Raw genomic sequence first — 15,411 nt, 5'->3', positions numbered from 1 at the left:
CAGGGCTCACTCGGCGAGCCGGAATTCTATTCGGCGATTGCGCGCGCGGCCTTCCGGCGTGTCGTTCGGCGTCACCGGCCGGTCCGGTCCCGCACCCAGCGCGCTCAGACTTGCCGCCGGGATACCCTTGCCGGCAAGATAGGTCTTGACCGCGTCGGCTCGGGCGAGGCTCAGTGCGACGTTGGCCATCCGGTTTCCGGTGGAGTCCGTATGCCCGATGATGTCGACGCGCGGGCGATCGAGCCTGGCAATGGCTGCCGCCATCTCGTCAAGAATGGAAATGCCGGTTGGCGTCAGGATCGCGGATCCGCTTTCGAACTCGACCACACGATCCGCGAGCGTCTGATCGAGCAGCGCTTGGGAGCCGGCAGGTACACGCAGACCGTTATTCACGGTGTAGGTCGGGTTGAGCGCAGTTGCAATTTCGCTGGCCACTTGCTGCCGGCGGGCTTCGTTGGTGACATTGCCGCTGATCGTGACCTGGGTTCCGTTAACCTCGAGCTGCCCCTGGCGCACGTTGCGGATGCCGTTGCCGAGCGTCTTCACAACGTGGCCGGTCCAGTCGGGTGGGGCGACGACGCCCCCCGAATCGAGGCGGTCGACGACCTTGTCGGCCCCATAGAGGTCGCGCAGGCGGGAAATGATGGCTACGCGCGCGCTTTCGTCGGGGACCGTTCCGGTGACGTACACCATGCCGTCCGGCGCAGAGGCTTGCTGGGGCTGTGCGCCCATGCCTGCAGCAGCATAGAGCAGCCCCGCCGCGAGTGCGGAAGTGAGTTTCAAGATCATTCTCCGAAAAATACTTCCCTGAAGGTGGCGAGCGCTGTGGCGAGGGTCGTCCCCGGCTGCGCGAGATAACTCGACAGCTTGGCGATTCCGTAGTCGCCGACGAGGTCGGGGTGCGTGTCGATCCATTCGGGGGCTTCGAGGCTCACGACGGCGTCGGGCGCACTCCCCGGCGAGATCAGGCTGACGAGCGGCAGTGGCGACGCGCCGTTGAATCCGACAACGAGCGTATTGCGTCCGGCAACCGACGCCTGCAGCAGCTGGAGTTCGCAAGGGGTATTCCTAAGGAAACCGCTGATGACGTTCAGCCAGACTTGTGCCAGCGCGTCCCGCAGCCCGACGTCGCTCGGCAAGGGCAAGCGCAGGCCGCGTTCGATCGTCGGTCTGTTGCTGCCGAGCAGCGGTCGCAGCAGCACACCGAGGGACAAGATGGTGCGGCGCGCGTTTCCGGCGTGGCCATCGTGCTCGAGCAGGCGGTCGATGTCCGCAATGGTGATTGAATCGGGCACCGCGTCGGCGCCGGACGGTTGTGCCATGTGTGCGAGTTCCTGTGCGCAGTCGATGCGCGCGAGCGCGTGCAGCATGGAGGCCGGTTCGTCGGCGGTTCGGGCAAGACCGACGAGGTGCCCGAACTTTTCCCAAAGGGACGACAGGGCCAGCGGCCCGGGGTGGGCATGCCCGGCCTCCGACTCGATGGTCGATGCGACGAGGAAGGGAAAGCGTCGCGAGGATGCGTCGTGGCTCGGCTGGAGATGGCCGACGACCGAGAGGCGGCTGCGCGGGCCGACAAAGGCGAAGTGGACTGGGCTCATGCTGTCGTACGGAATGCGCCAACGGGGATCGGTCGACAGCAGGTTCATGCTTTCCGATATCCAGCGGTCGAGCATCGCGATCAGTTGCGCCGATCCGCCTCCCTTCACAAAATCGCCGCGCGCGGGCAGCTTGCCGAAATAGCCGGTGGCGTGAATGGTGGGGCCCCTCATGGCCGGTTCCCCCGTTCCTGATTCGTGGCTGCGAGCGTCGCCGGGCTTCCGGTTTCGGCGTCGGCGCGTGCCTTTACTGCCTCGCCGGCCACGCTGGAGGGGAGGGGAGCATTGCGGCTGCCCTTGGCGCTGGCGCTCTTGCCCGTCTGCATGTCCGGGCTGCTTACGATCTTGAGTGTGACCGGAACCGAGACTTCGCCCGCTTGCCAGGCGAGGTTGAAGGAGCCGTCGGCATTGCGGGTTTGGGTGGCGGAGTTGATCAGCTTTTCGAGTCCGAAGCGCCCGCTGAAATTCGCGACCTCGAGTTCCTGTCCTTCGAAGGTCGTTGCGATGACTCGCGCGCCTGGGGTTCCCGCCGGATTCGGCCACACGAAGGTTGCCCACTGGGCGGCCCCGTTGCGGTAGCGCAGTCTTTGTCCGTCGATCTCAATCGTGTATTCGGTCGTGCCCGGCGACGGCAGCGGCAGTACTCTGAAGCTCGTTTGCGCTACCGCCGCGGCTTGTGTGGCGCTGCTGCCGTCCAGCGGCGCGACCCAGCCCGGGAACGCGGCGAGGAAATCGGGACGCAGGCGGATGCCGAGATCGCCCCAGGTCCTTGGTTCGATATAGTCGCCGCGCCGCACCATCAGCGGCCCGATGCTTGTCGCCGCGTACTTCGAAATTGCGCCCTCCGGACCAAAGATCTGCGCGATCTCGGCCGGTGTTGCTTCTATGCCCGACTTGGCATCGAACGGGTATTTTCCGGCAAGCTGCCGCCCGAACGGCTCATACACGTTCGCAATCCAGCTCTTGTCGAGTTCCCGCTCGGCCGGGCCGATCAGGGCCGCGAAGGTCTGCAGCAGGGGCCGCACGAGCAGCGGGCGGAGCACCTCGCGCTGGTTGTCGGGCATGCCCGTCAGCATCTGCTCGTCCACGAACCGCAGCGTGTCTGCGAGCTCCGAATTGCCGCCTTCGATCGTTTCGCTCATCAGCTTGACCGCGCCCGGGCCCGGGTCACCCTGGTTGGCGAGGAGATTGAGACGGGTCCGCAGTCCGGAGAGGCGGCGCAGGTAGAGGTCCAGGATCGATTCCCCGTTGTCCCGCCGCGCGAGCAGACGACCGACGCCGACGAATTCCTGGCCGATGGCTCCCATCGGGCTGGCGATCGTCGCCGAGGTCGAGGACACTTCCAGAGTGACCGGAGCGGGCGACATCCGCAGAATCGACTGCTTGAACCACTCGATGAAGCCTTTCTGCGCGCGCGCGGCTACGGCATGGCTTACGCCCGGATTGTCCCAAGCGGTCTGCTCATGCACGGTGCGCAGCAGTTTCCCCAAGGGGGAGGCGGTTATGTCGCCGAGTCGATTCATTGCGGCCACCGCGGCAGGGAAACCGTCGAAACCGCTGACGCCGATCCCGGTGACGAACTTCTGCCACTCCTGGACGTATTCCTTCTTGTACATCGCCACGAGCGTCTTCTGGATCTGCTCCGGGCTGCCGGCGAGGGACAGGTCGTCCTTAGCGCTGGTGTCGAGGACCCAATCCGTACTGTGGAGTTCTCCCGTGGCCGCATTCTTGATGGCGACTTCGACATAGCTCCGCCAAGCTTCGGCGGTAAATGCACCGGATATCACGTGACTGCCGCTGACAAGACCCGTGTCATCCGCGCCCGCGAGGTTTGCTACCGTCACCGGGGGGAATCGGGTGGCCGCTCGCGCCTTGATGTCCCCATAGACGCGTTCGATTGCGGGCATGCCGCGCACCACATGGCGCAGCGTTCCGCGCGTTTCGTCGATCACGGACAGCTTGCCCGCGATCGTCGGCCAGCCGGGATCGTTCGCGTGCCGTAGGTGGAAACTGATGATCCGCTCTGCGCTGCGCATCATCTGTTCCCGCGGCATGGAACCGCGATTGGCGTCCAGCCAGGTGCGCCAGTAGCGGCTTAGCTGATCGGAGAGATGGCCGACCTCGGTGTGTGACTTGTCGCCCAGCATCAGATAGGTTTTCAGGGCGTTGTAGGCGTCCTCGACGTTGGTCGGTGTGGCTTCCTTGTACGGCTGCCCGTTCGGAGATGTGTTGCCGGATGTCCCCCGGTCGGCACTGTCGGTCTGTCGCAGACGGCCCGAGTTGCGATTGACTGCGGCAAGGAAGCCTTCGATGCTTTCGCTGACCGGACGGAGCATGATTTCGGTGATACCCCGGTAGTACTCTTCGAGCAATCTGGATTTCACCTCCTTGCCCTGGAAGAGACCGAGCCGGAGCGACCGGGAGGGCTCCGTTTCGAAACGCTCCAGTTGCGCAATGCGATCCTGAAGGAGTTCGAGCGCTTCGAGCCGTGACTGCAGATCGATGCGATCTTCCTGAAGGCGGACAGCCCGGTCGAGGTCGGCTCGGACATTTTCGACGAGGCTGCGATTGTTTGCGTATGACCAGCTCCAGCCGGCCAGCGAAAGGCCCAGCAGTGCAGCCGCGGCCAGCGAGGTGGCGTGATGCAGGCGTTTCTTTTTCCTGCTGGCATAGTGCCGTACCAGGTTACGGTCGGCGAAGATCACCTTGGAGAAGAGGTCCTTCAGGAAGAAGCCGTTGTTCGAGGCGATCCGGGCTGCGGCCGGACCGTCGCCGGAAAGCCCGAAGCGCTTTTCCACTCGCTCGCTGGAGCTGCTGGGCGTCTCTCCGCTCTGGATTGCCGAGGTGATGTAGAAGCCGCGGAAGATCGGTTTGAACTGGAACGGGTTTTCCTCGAACAGCGTGGCGATGAAGGATCGCAAGACCGGCTTGATCGCCGCGAACTCGAGCGGGAAGGTGAGCAGCCCCGGCGCCATGCGCTCGCCGCGGGCAATCGACATCTGCGCTACGCTCATTTCGCGCAGCCCTTCGTACAGTTCATCGAAGTAGCGGTCGAACAGCCCTATGGCGTCATTGCTTCCGTTGGTCTCGTAGGGCAACGTGGCGCCCCACACGCGGTCGCGCTCGTTCCAGTCCACGTCCTGAAAGAATTCGTTGAACCCCGCGATGAGATCGGCCTTCGAGAACATCACGTAGATCGGCGCGAACACTTCCAGACGTTCGGTGAGTTCCTGAACCCGCTGTCGCAGGTTCTTGGCGAGCGCAATTGCGACGCCGGGGGGATTGCGGAGCAGCTCGCCGATGCTCGCCGTGACGATGATCCCGTTGATCGGCGCGAGCGGACGATTTCTTCTCAACAGGTCGAGAAAGCCCAGCCATTCCTCGCGGTCTTCTTCATGGACGGAGTAGCGGCCGGCCGTGTCGAGGAGGATTCCTTCCGTCGTGAAGAACCAGTCGCAGTTGCGCGTCCCGCCGAGCCCCTGCACGACGCTGCCGGCCGCATCACCGAGGGGGAAAGTGAGGCCCGAATTGACGACGGCCGTGCTCTTGCCTGCCGCCGGGTTGCCGATCGTGATGTACCACGGCAGCTCATACAGCGCGGCGCGTCCGGAGACCAGCCCGAGCTTCGACGTCTTGATCGTGCGGATGGCTTCCTGCATGCGCTGGCGCAGGGTTTCGATTTCTCCCTTCGTCCGGCCTTCGCCATCGCCTGTACGCGGGTCGAGCATCCGTTCGAGAGCGGAAGCGGCGAGACCGGCCCGCCGTCGCCGCCACGCCCACACCGCGATCCAGATTGCGAGGAGGGCGCACGAGGCGATCGCTGCCCATGTCAATGCGAGTTCCAGCGTTTCGGCGCCCAGCATGAAGAAGGCCGCAAGGGCCAGGACGCCGATAAAGGAGAGCGTGCGCGAGTCGGTCAGAAAGGTGCGGATTGAATACATCGGTCAGGTGGCGTCAAGAGCGGAGACTGGCGTTTGCGGGGGTGACATGGAAGCCAGCGGACTGGCGTCGACGATCATGGCCGCGCGGGCATGGGGGGATTGGCAGGTCAGGCACAGAGCGACGCCGTCGGCCGCGCTGGCGGCTTCGGCGGCGCACAGCAGCGTGACGAGTCCGCCGATAGGCGAGGCAAAGCCTGTCGCGGTTCCGAGGCTGAGTGTGTCCGACAGTGGTTCGAGCGCGGGGAAACGTTCCGAGAGCGTCCGAAGGAGCTCCTTCGCGACCGGGGCGCGATGGTCGGCGTCGGCAAGCACATTCGCGATGTGTGCCGCGTCGAGGCGCGTATCGGCCAGGATGGCGTCGATCAGGCTTCCCAGGAGAGATCCGTCGGTTTTCGCTCCGGCAGCCCCGGGGGGCGCGCTTCTGGCCGAGGCAGCATGCGATAGACGGGGAGATGGCAGGCGCCCGACAAAGGCGGCTCCGGCAGGATTCGCGAGCAACAGCACTGCGGCTGCCTCGCCGGGAATCCGGCCGTCCTGCGTGTTCGCAGTGAACAGCTGCGATCCCGCCTCCCAGGTCGCGATCGTCCGCTCGCCAACATGCGACACGGCGCCCATTACGAGCACGATTGCCGGGGACTCCTGACGGTTCAGGTTTGCGATCAACTCGTCGATGGTCTCGAAGGCATGAGCGTCGTCCTGCAAGTGGCGAAATCGAACCTCTGCCGGGGCGATTCCGCGGGGAGCGAGGTGTTCGCGCCGCAGCCAGGCGACGAGGCCGGCTTGGTGTTCGTCCGGCCAGTCCCGGTCCGAAAGCCAGAACACGTCCCGGATCGCCGCAGGATCGAGCGCGATGGATTCCGCGATTTCGTCAAGGGCACGGGGGAGTGTCGTGTGCAGCATCGCCAGCGCACGCCCGTCCTCTTCACGGTCCGTCCGGCGCATGTCGACGGAATGGTCGTTCAGTGCTTCGTCGAGCTCCTCCGGCGACAGATCGGCAACGCGCGCGGCGAACACGGGAAAGCCGTGCGTGTCGCGGAGGTGGTCGTCGAGCGGGGGCGTGCATCCTTCCCTGCTTGCATCGAGCACTTGCGCCGGATCCGTCCCGTGCGCGCACTGCAGTGCGAAGGCGATCAGGAACGTATCCGGGCGGCGTGTCGGACTGGACGCTGCAGACGCCGGGAGGCCGGGCGTTGCCGTTTCCTGGGGAGCGGGCGCGTTCGCGGCCGTGTGGGGCGGCAGGCGAAGGTGTTCGATGAAGGTTCGCAGGAGCCAGAAGCCGGCAAGAAGTGTTGCCGGCAAGAGGACCAGATGCGTGGCGACGTCGATCGTGCTGGGTTCATATCCCGCGGCCCGCCACCAGCCGAGGACGAGCGTCCAGACCAGTGTTGTAGCAAGAACGACGAGAACGATGGGCCTCATTGCGAAGGCGAACATGGGATCGCGGCCCGGTCTCAATCGACGGTGAGCGCCTGCGAGGCGATCAGGATCGCGCCGCAGGCCGTCTTGTCGCCATGGCGCGCGGCCGGACGTCCGTCGATGAGGGTAGTCGGATCTCCCGTCGCAATGACCGTCACGCGGCCGTGCCCTTTCCGGGGGCAGGTCACCTGATCCCCGACGCGTGCGATGCCTTTGCCATTGCAGTCGCTGCTGAGCGAAGCGCCGATCACAGTGCCGCCGTGATCGGTCCGGTCGCCGATGACGATGAACGGACGTGCCATGAGAAATGGTTCCTCGTAGTTGCTTGTGGGTCTTGCTGACGGACCTGCGGTTCAGGAGTGCCCGTCGGGAAGGGCTTCACGCCGGCGCAGCTCGACGTGCCCGAGGTCCATCATCTTCCAGCGTCCGCCCCAGGTCAGGCCCGCTGCCTCGGCAAGGGCGCCGTAGAGTTCGTAGCCACGCATGGCCCAGGGGTCGCGCTCGGAGATGACGAGCCTGCCGTCGCGCAGGAAAGCGACATCGGCGGCGAGGCCGTGCTGGTGATAGCTCATGTTCGGGCCGGCCTGGGTGACGGCCGGGCCGCGCAGCAGCAGTTCCGCCTGACGTTCGGGGCTGCGATAGCCTTCGAGCAGTACCGCCTGGTAGTCATGCTGTTCCGCGAGCAGCGTGAACACGGTGAGCAGGCGTTGCCGGAACTGGTCATCGAGCAGATTCCAGTCCCGGCTGGCGGACCCGAGCGATGGTCTGAGCATTTCGACTTCCGTGGTGGCAAAGACGGCGGGCGGAAGCGGCGGAGGGGGGGTGAGATGCTCTCCGGCCAGAAGTGCGGCGATCTTGCGATCGGGGAGCGTGTTGTCCGGAGCGAACTCGAAGATCGCGCGTTGCGACAGCGCAAGCACGACCAAGGGTGGAAGGACGACGAGCGCGATGGCGGAAATTGCCACCGGGCGGTTTTCGATCAGCCGGGTGGAAATCTCGGCGCCGTGGCCCCGCACAAGGCGAAAGCTTGCCGATACGCGCCTCGTGGCGTCGCGGAACATGCCGCGCAGCGCGGCGGCGACCGCATGAGTGCGTGCCGCACCACCCGTGAGAACCGTGCGTCGCCGCGCCGGATAGAGGATGAGCGCCAGTCCGATGCAGACGAGCGCGAAGTATGCGACCGGGGTGACAAACAATATTGGCGAAATCACGGTGCCGGGGGTTGGGCAAGGAAATGCCTATGTCGTTATAATCGACTATTATATATGAATATGGCAAATGGATCGGTGCTTGTATATGCTTCATGCTTCTTCCGGAACAGCTGCTGCGGTGGGTGCTCAACCTGCACCGAGTCTCTTCGCAACGACTGTGTGCGAGCCTGGTCATGGTGATGTTCAAATTCTCGGCGAGCTATCTGCCGGCAGAAGAGTCGGTGCAGGCGGGCGGCGGGTGCGCATGGCGCTGGTCTTGGGTGCCGTGCTGGTGATCGTATTGGCGCTCTCATTCGTGATATGGGAGCGCTGGCGCGCGACTTCCGGCCTAATCGAAGGCGAAGGCGTGGATGTGGTTGCGATGAGTGCCCCCGTCGCGGCCGAAGTCCGTCAGGAGCCCGCGCCCGCAGTGCAGGAGTTTGTGCCGCCGCAGCAAGAGGCACCTGTGCCGGCGGCGACCATAGTTGAGTTGCCGTCTCCGGAAGGGGAAAAGCCCGAGATGGCCGTCAGGCGGCCGGGAGTGGCGAGCGCCCGTCGGACAGAGACCCGGCCGGCGAGGGGGGTAACGCGAGTCGCGGACGCGCGGGCGTCGCACGGTGCGACGGTGCGGCACTCTGCTGCAAAATCGCAGGGGAAGCGGGGCGGCGATTCCACGGCGGACTCAAAACATGCTACCCCGCAGGTCCGCAGGCAATCGGCCGTGGCGAAGGATGTCGAAGAGCGGATCGATTCCGATGTTCAGGTGATCGAAGCGATCGTGACCCGTTCGCGCTGACATGGATCGCGTGGCCGGTATCGCCTCTTCCGTCTTTGGCGCGAGGGGGGGGGGGCTGAATTCCGGCTGCGGTCCGTATGACTGGCGAAATAAAAACGCCAAGACAATCAATGTCTTGGCGTTGAATTGGTGGAGCCGGGGGGAATTGAACCCCCGTCCGCAAGCCCTCCACAGACAGCTCTACATACTTAGCCGACCTATTTGGTTTAGCTCCTGCCTTAGCCGGTCGGCAGGCCGGACAGGAGCGAGTCACCTTACCTTTAGCTGTTGCGCCAAGTGACCCGGCGCAACTCGCGAGTCTCTGTAAATGACACTGCAGCGGCTCAGCTTACGCTAAGACCACCCGGCCCAGAGACCTGCCGGTGCAGCGCTAACCGGGATTAAGCGGCTAGAACGAAACGTTCGTCGTTGGCGTTTGTTGATTTCCAGATGGATTTACGAGGTGACTGGTCCTCGGTATGCACTGCGCTGCTTTGCAACCCACGTCGAAGCCAAGTCGGCCCCTGTGTATTACGGTTCGAATCTGGTGACGGGGCACCGGATTTCAATGGCAAGTCTAGCACTTTTTGCGCCTCTCGCCAGAGTCTTTCGATTCTCGGTCGCGCGAGTGCGTGGTTGTTCCTGCGTCAGGCTTCGCGTTGCGTCTGAAGCATGTAATTCACGCTGGTATCCTGTCCCAGGGAATAGGTCTGGGTGAGGGGGTTGTAGCTCATCCCCAAGAGCTCTGCGCTTTCCAGTCCAGCGTTCCTGCAAAAGCGCGCAAGTTCCGACGGTTTGATGAACTTTGCGTACTCGTGCGTCCCGCGGGGGAGCATGTTCAGGATGTATTCCGCGCCGACGACGGCGAACAGATAGGACTTGAAGTTGCGGTTGAGGGTGGAGAAAAAGACCTGGCCGCCCGGTTTGACGAGTCCAGCGCAGGCAGCGACGGTGCTGGCAGGGTCCGGTACGTGCTCAAGCATCTCCATGCACGTCACGACGTCGAATTCGCCAGGATGTCGGGAGGCAAACTCCTCGGCGCTGCAGTGCTGGTAATCCACCTTGTTGCCCGATTCGAACAAGTGCAGGCGCGCCACGCCCAGTGCCTTGTCGGACAGATCGATCCCCGTGACCTGCGCTCCGAGTGCCGCCATGCTTTCCGACAGAATGCCGCCTCCGCAGCCGACGTCGAGAACGCGCTTGCCGGCGAGGCCCGCATGGCCATCAATCCAGCGCAGTCGCAGGGGGTTGATTTCGTGCAGGGGCTTGAATTCGGACGTGGGATCCCACCAGCGGTGCGCGAGGTCGCTGAATTTTTGCAGTTCGGCCGGGTCGGCGTTGGTATTCATGGCTTGGGTCTCGACGTTGATCGGGCGAAGCCGCAATTGGAGCAGAGGTGATGCGGAAATGAAAAGGCCCTGCCGAAGCAGGGCCTTTGACTGAGTCAGGCGGGATTACTTCGTGCCGACCAGTTCGATTTCCACGCGACGATCGGGCTGCAGGCACTCGATCAGTTTCTTGCGGCTCTGCTTGTCCGAGCAGGTCTTGCCGGTCACCGGCTGACGCTCGCCCTTGCCTTCGGTGTAGACGCGGTTGGCTTCGATGCCCTTGCTGACCAGGTAGGTCTTCACGGCGTTGGCGCGGCGCTCGGACAGCTTCTGGTTGTAGGAGTCGGAGCCCAGGCGGTCGGTGTGGCCGACGGCGAGGATCACTTCAAGCTTGATGCCCTTGGCCTTGGCGGCGAGGTCGTCAAGCTTGGTTTTGCCTTCCGGCTTCAGCACGGCCTTGTCGAAGTCGAACAGGGCGTCGGCAGACAGCTTGATCTTGTCAGCCGTGGGCTTCGGCGTGGCGGCGGGAGCCGGGGCTGCAGTCGGAGTCGCGGCCGGAGCCGGTGCGCCGCACTTGTCCTTCGGAACGATGTCGCTGTCGCACTCGCAGCCGACCGGCAGTTGGCCGGCCATTGCGGTGGCGGCAGCTGCCGGGCTCCAGTAGCCAGTGCGCCAGCACAGGCCGGTGCCGCTGCGGGCGACGACGTTGCGGCCGTCGATCAGGTAGGGGATTTCACCCTTGCCATCCACCACGACGTCTTTTACCTGGGCAAAGACAGTGGATGCGGAGAGGCCGATCGAGGCGATGGCGGCCAGTGCGAACATCTGCTTTTTGGTCTGTTTGGTCATAATTTCCTCGTCGATTGGCAAGAGGATGAATGGGGTAACGATTAAGCCTGCCAAGTGCGATGCGTGAATTTCCGCGGCAGCAACTCGCAGCACATATCCAGTTCAGTTACTAAGCCTAGTTTGCCACAGCGCGGCAAACCCAAGCAATTCCGTGTCGTTTAATTGCAACACTGTATTCCCTTTATCCACGCGGATCTCGCCCGCAACCCACACGTGCGAGACATGTTCGCGGCCCGCCACGTGCACCAGATGGGACGCGGGGTTGAAGCAGGGGCGGGTTTCGAAGGTGTCGAGAGCGACGGCGCACAGATCGGCCGCCTTTCCGGTCTCAATGGAGCCGATGCGGTCTCCGAGACCAAGGGCCTGTGCGCCGTTCAGGGTGGCCATGCGCAATGCGGAGTGTGCCGGGACGGCCGTGGCGTCGAGCGTCGATACCTTGGCCAGCAGGCTCGCGTGCCGGATCTCCTGAATGAGATCGAGGCGGTTGTTGCTTGCGGCGCCGTCGGTGCCGAGGCCGGTCCGGATGCCCGCTGTCAGCAGCCTTGCGACGGGTGCGATGCCGCTGGCGAGTTTCATGTTCGAGGTGGGGCAGTGCGCGACGCTGCAGCGGTGACGCTGCAGCAATTCGATGTCGGAGTCGTCCAGATGGACTGCATGCACGCCGATGAAATTGTCGCCGAGGAGATCGAGTCCGGCGAGTCGCGCCAGCGGACGCTTGCCGTATTGCGCGATGGAGTCCGTGACTTCCTGTGCGGTCTCGTGGATATGCATGTGAATCGGGATGTCGAGTTCCGCCGCAAGCGTCGCGATGCGAATGAAGGTGGCATCGGAGACGGTGTAGGGGGCATGCGGCGCGAGCGCGAAGCCGATCAGCGGATGGTCGTGCCATGCGTCCCGTGCGGCAAGGCCCTTGCGCAGGTAGTCATCGGCGTCGCTGGCATAGGGCGTCGGGAATTCGAGCGTCGTGAGGCCGATGACGGCGCGCATGCCGAGCAGGTCGAAGGCGGCTGCTGCGGAATCGGGGTGGAAGTACATTTCATTGCAGGTGGTGATGCCGCCGCGCAGCATCTCGGCAATCGCCAGTAGGGTGCCTTCGCGGACGAAGGTGCTCGAGACGTATTTCCCCTCGGCGGGCCAGATGGCCTCCTGCAGCCAGCGCATCAGGGGAAGGTCGTCGGCGATGCCGCGCATCAGGGCCATGGGGCTGTGCGCGTGGAGGTTCACCAGGCCCGGGATGAGCACGTGATCAGGCAGGTTGACCGTCCGGTTCGCCCGATAACGGGTGCGCGCGAGATCCTGGGGGAGCAGGTCGATGATCGTTCCGCCCTGGATGGCCACTGCGTGGTGTTCGAGCGTTACGTCCGCCGGTTCGACGGGAATGATCCAGCGTGCGTTGATCACGAGATCGGCGGGTTGGCTCACCGTGCAGTCTCCAGGGATGGTCGGGAAGGGGGCGTTGCCCGTGTGCCGGTCGGGCCAGGGTGTGCAAACGCATCGCGGAAGCTGCGGTTTTCGCGGAGCGCGGGCGGTTGTTCGGTGGCTGTGCGCCTTGTTGCGCTTCAAATTTAAGCACATGGGTCCGGGGGCGACAATCGCGCTCCTGAATGCGGCGGGCGGTAAGAACGGTCGGCGTGCTAAGATTTAACGTTTTTACCCCGCAGTTTTTGCCGTCGCCGCCAAATGACTTCGTTTGCCAAGGAAACTCTGCCGATCAGTCTTGAAGACGAGATGCGGCACTCCTATCTGGACTACGCGATGAGCGTGATCGTCGGGCGGGCGCTGCCCGACGCCCGCGACGGTCTGAAACCGGTGCATCGACGCGTGCTGTATGCGATGCACGAGCTGTCGAATGACTGGAACCGAGCGTACAAGAAGTCGGCGCGTATCGTCGGCGACGTGATCGGTAAGTACCATCCGCACGGCGATTCGGCGGTCTATGACACGATCGTGCGCATGGCTCAGAGTTTCTCGCTGCGCTACATGCTGGTGGACGGGCAGGGTAACTTCGGTTCGGTCGATGGTGACAACGCCGCGGCGATGCGGTACACGGAAATCCGGATGGCGCGTATCGGCCACGAGCTGCTCGCCGATATCGACAAGGAGACAGTGAACTTCGGGCCGAACTACGATGGTTCGGAGAAGGAGCCGCTGATCCTGCCGGCCAGGATCCCCAATCTGCTGATCAACGGTTCGTCGGGTATCGCCGTCGGCATGGCGACGAACATCCCGCCGCACAACCTCGGTGAAGTGATCGATGCCTGCTTGCTGCTGCTGAAGGAGCCGGCGACCGATATCGAAGATCTGATCCGCATCGTGCAGGCGCCGGACTTCCCCACTGCGGCGCTGATTTACGGCCTGTCCGGCGTGCATGACGGTTACCGCACGGGGCGCGGGCGCGTGGTGATGCGCGCGCGCACGCACTTCGAGGACCTGGAGAGGGGTAACCGGCAGGCGATCATCGTCGATGAGCTGCCGTATCAGGTTAACAAGCGCACGCTGCTCGAACGGATCGCCGAGCTCGTCAACGAGAAGAAGATCGAGGGGATCAGCGAGATCCGCGACGAGTCGGACAAGTCCGGGATGCGCGTCGTGATCGAGCTCAAGCGCAACGAGGTGCCCGAGGTCGTGCTGAACAACCTGTTCAAGCAGACGCAGCTGCAGGACACCTTCGGCATGAACATGGTGGCGCTGGTCGACGGCAAGCCGCGCACGCTGAACCTGAAGCAGATGCTGGATTGCTTCCTCGCGCACCGGCGCGAGGTCATCACACGGCGCACCGTGTTCGAGCTGCGCAAGGCGCGCGAGCGCGGACACATCCTCGAGGGCCTGGCGGTTGCGCTGTCGAACGTCGACGAGATCATCGCGCTGATCAAGGCGGCGCCGGCGCCAGCGGATGCGAAGCGCGAGCTGATGGCGCGCCAGTGGCGCTCGGCGCTGGTCGAGGAGATGCTGGCGCGCGCGCTGGCCGACAGCTACCGGCCGGAGGGCCTTGCGGCCGAGTTCGGGTTGTCGGCACAGGGCTACCGCTTGTCCGATGCGCAGGCACAGGCGATCCTGGAACTGCGCCTGCAGCGCCTGACGGGCCTCGAGCAGGACAAGATCGTCGCCGAGTACCGCGAGGTTATGGACCTCATCACGGATCTGCTGGACATCCTTGCGAATCCTGCGCGCATCACTGCGATCATCGTCGAGGAACTGGGTGTGATCCGCAATCAGTTCGGCGATCCCCGACGCTCGGAGATCGTACTGAACACCGGCGAGATCAATATTGAAGACCTGATCGCGCCCGAGGACATGGTCGTCACGTTGTCGCATGGCGGCTACTTCAAGCGCCAGCCGCTTGCCGATTATCGCGCGCAGCGCCGCGGCGGGCGCGGCAAGCAGGCGACGGGGATGAAGGACGACGATTTCATCGACCATCTCTTCGTCGCCAACACGCACGACTACATTCTGTGCTTCTCCAGCCGCGGACGGGTGTATTGGCTGAAGGTGTACGAGGTGCCCGAAGGTACGCGCAATTCGCGTGGGCGCCCGATCGTGAATCTCTTCCCGCTGATGGAAGGGGAGAAGATCAACGCGGTCCTGCCGGTGCAGACCTTCGACGACAATCACTTCGTGTTCATGGCGACAGCCGAAGGCACGGTAAAGAAGACGGCACTGACCGCCTTCGCCAATCCGCGCAAGGCCGGCATCATCGCCGCGAGCCTGGACGACGGCGATCGCCTGATCGGCGTTGCGATCACCGACGGCGAGAGCGACGTGATGCTGTTCTCCGATGCCGGCAAGGCGGTGCGCTTCCCCGAGTCCGACGTGCGGCCGATGGGGCGCGAGGCGCGCGGCGTGCGAGGCATGACGCTGGAGGAAGGGCAGCGGGTGATTGCGATGCTGGTCGCCAAGCGCGAGGATCTGTGCGTGCTGACGGCGACCGAGAACGGCTACGGCAAGCGCACTCCGGTCGCGGAGTACACGCGCCACGGTCGCGGTACGAAGGGCATGATCGCGATCCAGACATCCGAGCGCAACGGCAGACTCGTCGGAGCCTGTCTGGTCGAGGAGACGGACGAGGTGATGCTGATCTCGACCGGTGGGGTGCTGATTCGCACCAAGGTGCAGGACATCCGCGAACTTGGGCGGGCGACGCAGGGCGTCACGCTGATCAATCTCGACGCCAGCGATACGCTCGCGGGGATCGAGAAGGTGGCCGAGTCGGAAGCGGACGATGCGACGGTCGAAGAGCAGACGGATGCGCCGGACGCTCCGGATGAGGCGGGCGACGACGCTCCGGCCGAATGAGACGTGCACAAGGAGTGACTGGAT

General features: G+C 64.1%; 11 protein-coding genes and 1 other RNA gene. 2 read left to right on the top strand and 10 right to left on the bottom strand.

Annotated features, from left to right (window positions below; all coding sequences use genetic code 11):
• Positions 1 to 6: 6 nt before the first annotated feature.
• From AzCIB_RS18145 to AzCIB_RS18120, 6 genes are read right to left on the bottom strand one after another with little or no spacing between them, the layout of a single operon-like run.
• Positions 7 to 789: an OmpA family protein gene (locus tag AzCIB_RS18145; protein WP_050417181.1), complete on the bottom strand. Its 783-nt coding sequence runs from the start codon at positions 787 to 789 to the stop codon at positions 7 to 9.
• Positions 786 to 1,769 carry a type VI secretion system-associated protein TagF gene (gene tagF / locus AzCIB_RS18140; protein ID WP_050417180.1) on the bottom strand — a complete coding sequence of 328 codons (984 nt, stop codon included), beginning with the start codon at positions 1,767 to 1,769 and terminating at the stop codon, positions 786 to 788. The genes AzCIB_RS18145 and tagF overlap by 4 nt, the downstream gene beginning before the upstream one ends.
• The gene (gene tssM / locus AzCIB_RS18135) at positions 1,766 to 5,536 is read right to left on the bottom strand and encodes a type VI secretion system membrane subunit TssM (RefSeq protein ID WP_050417179.1); all 3,771 of its coding nucleotides are present in this window, start codon (positions 5,534 to 5,536) and stop codon (positions 1,766 to 1,768) included. Before tssM ends, tagF begins: the two co-directional genes overlap by 4 nt.
• Positions 5,537 to 5,539: 3 nt before the next feature.
• A complete protein-coding gene (locus AzCIB_RS18130) occupies positions 5,540 to 6,970 on the bottom strand; it encodes a hypothetical protein (protein WP_050417178.1) in 1,431 nt (476 codons plus the stop codon).
• Positions 6,971 to 6,987: 17 nt separating this feature from the next.
• On the bottom strand, positions 6,988 to 7,254 hold the full coding sequence (locus AzCIB_RS18125) for a PAAR domain-containing protein (RefSeq protein ID WP_050417177.1): 267 nt from the start codon (positions 7,252 to 7,254) through the stop codon (positions 6,988 to 6,990).
• Between the two features lie 51 nt (positions 7,255 to 7,305).
• Positions 7,306 to 8,148 (bottom strand): M15 family metallopeptidase, encoded by an 843-nt coding sequence (locus AzCIB_RS18120; RefSeq protein WP_232299261.1) that lies wholly within the window; start codon positions 8,146 to 8,148, stop codon positions 7,306 to 7,308.
• A gap of 259 nt (positions 8,149 to 8,407) precedes the next feature.
• Between AzCIB_RS18120 and AzCIB_RS18115 the strand changes: the two genes are divergently transcribed.
• Complete coding sequence (locus AzCIB_RS18115) at positions 8,408 to 8,938, top strand: hypothetical protein (protein WP_050417176.1); 531 nt, start codon at positions 8,408 to 8,410, stop codon at positions 8,936 to 8,938.
• A gap of 127 nt (positions 8,939 to 9,065) precedes the next feature.
• Here the strand turns inward: AzCIB_RS18115 and ssrA are convergent.
• From ssrA to AzCIB_RS18100, 4 genes are all read right to left on the bottom strand, one after another.
• Positions 9,066 to 9,442: a transfer-messenger RNA gene (ssrA, locus tag AzCIB_RS23900) on the bottom strand.
• A gap of 122 nt (positions 9,443 to 9,564) precedes the next feature.
• Positions 9,565 to 10,266 (bottom strand): bifunctional 2-polyprenyl-6-hydroxyphenol methylase/3-demethylubiquinol 3-O-methyltransferase UbiG, encoded by a 702-nt coding sequence (gene ubiG, locus AzCIB_RS18110; RefSeq protein WP_050417175.1) that lies wholly within the window; start codon positions 10,264 to 10,266, stop codon positions 9,565 to 9,567.
• Positions 10,267 to 10,371: 105 nt separating this feature from the next.
• On the bottom strand, positions 10,372 to 11,094 hold the full coding sequence (locus AzCIB_RS18105) for an OmpA family protein (RefSeq protein WP_050417174.1): 723 nt from the start codon (positions 11,092 to 11,094) through the stop codon (positions 10,372 to 10,374).
• A gap of 102 nt (positions 11,095 to 11,196) precedes the next feature.
• Entirely contained in the window at positions 11,197 to 12,516 is a 1,320-nt protein-coding gene (locus AzCIB_RS18100) for a TRZ/ATZ family hydrolase (protein WP_050417173.1), read from the bottom strand.
• Positions 12,517 to 12,774: 258 nt separating this feature from the next.
• Here AzCIB_RS18100 and gyrA point away from each other — a divergent pair, with 258 nt between their 5' ends.
• The gene (gene gyrA, locus AzCIB_RS18095) at positions 12,775 to 15,387 is read left to right on the top strand and encodes a DNA gyrase subunit A (RefSeq protein WP_050417172.1); all 2,613 of its coding nucleotides are present in this window, start codon (positions 12,775 to 12,777) and stop codon (positions 15,385 to 15,387) included.
• Positions 15,388 to 15,411 lie beyond the last annotated feature (24 nt).

Source organism: Azoarcus sp. CIB, assembly GCF_001190925.1.
Taxonomy (GTDB): Bacteria; Pseudomonadota; Gammaproteobacteria; order Burkholderiales; family Rhodocyclaceae; genus Aromatoleum.
This window is presented reverse-complemented; position numbering and strand designations above follow the sequence as displayed.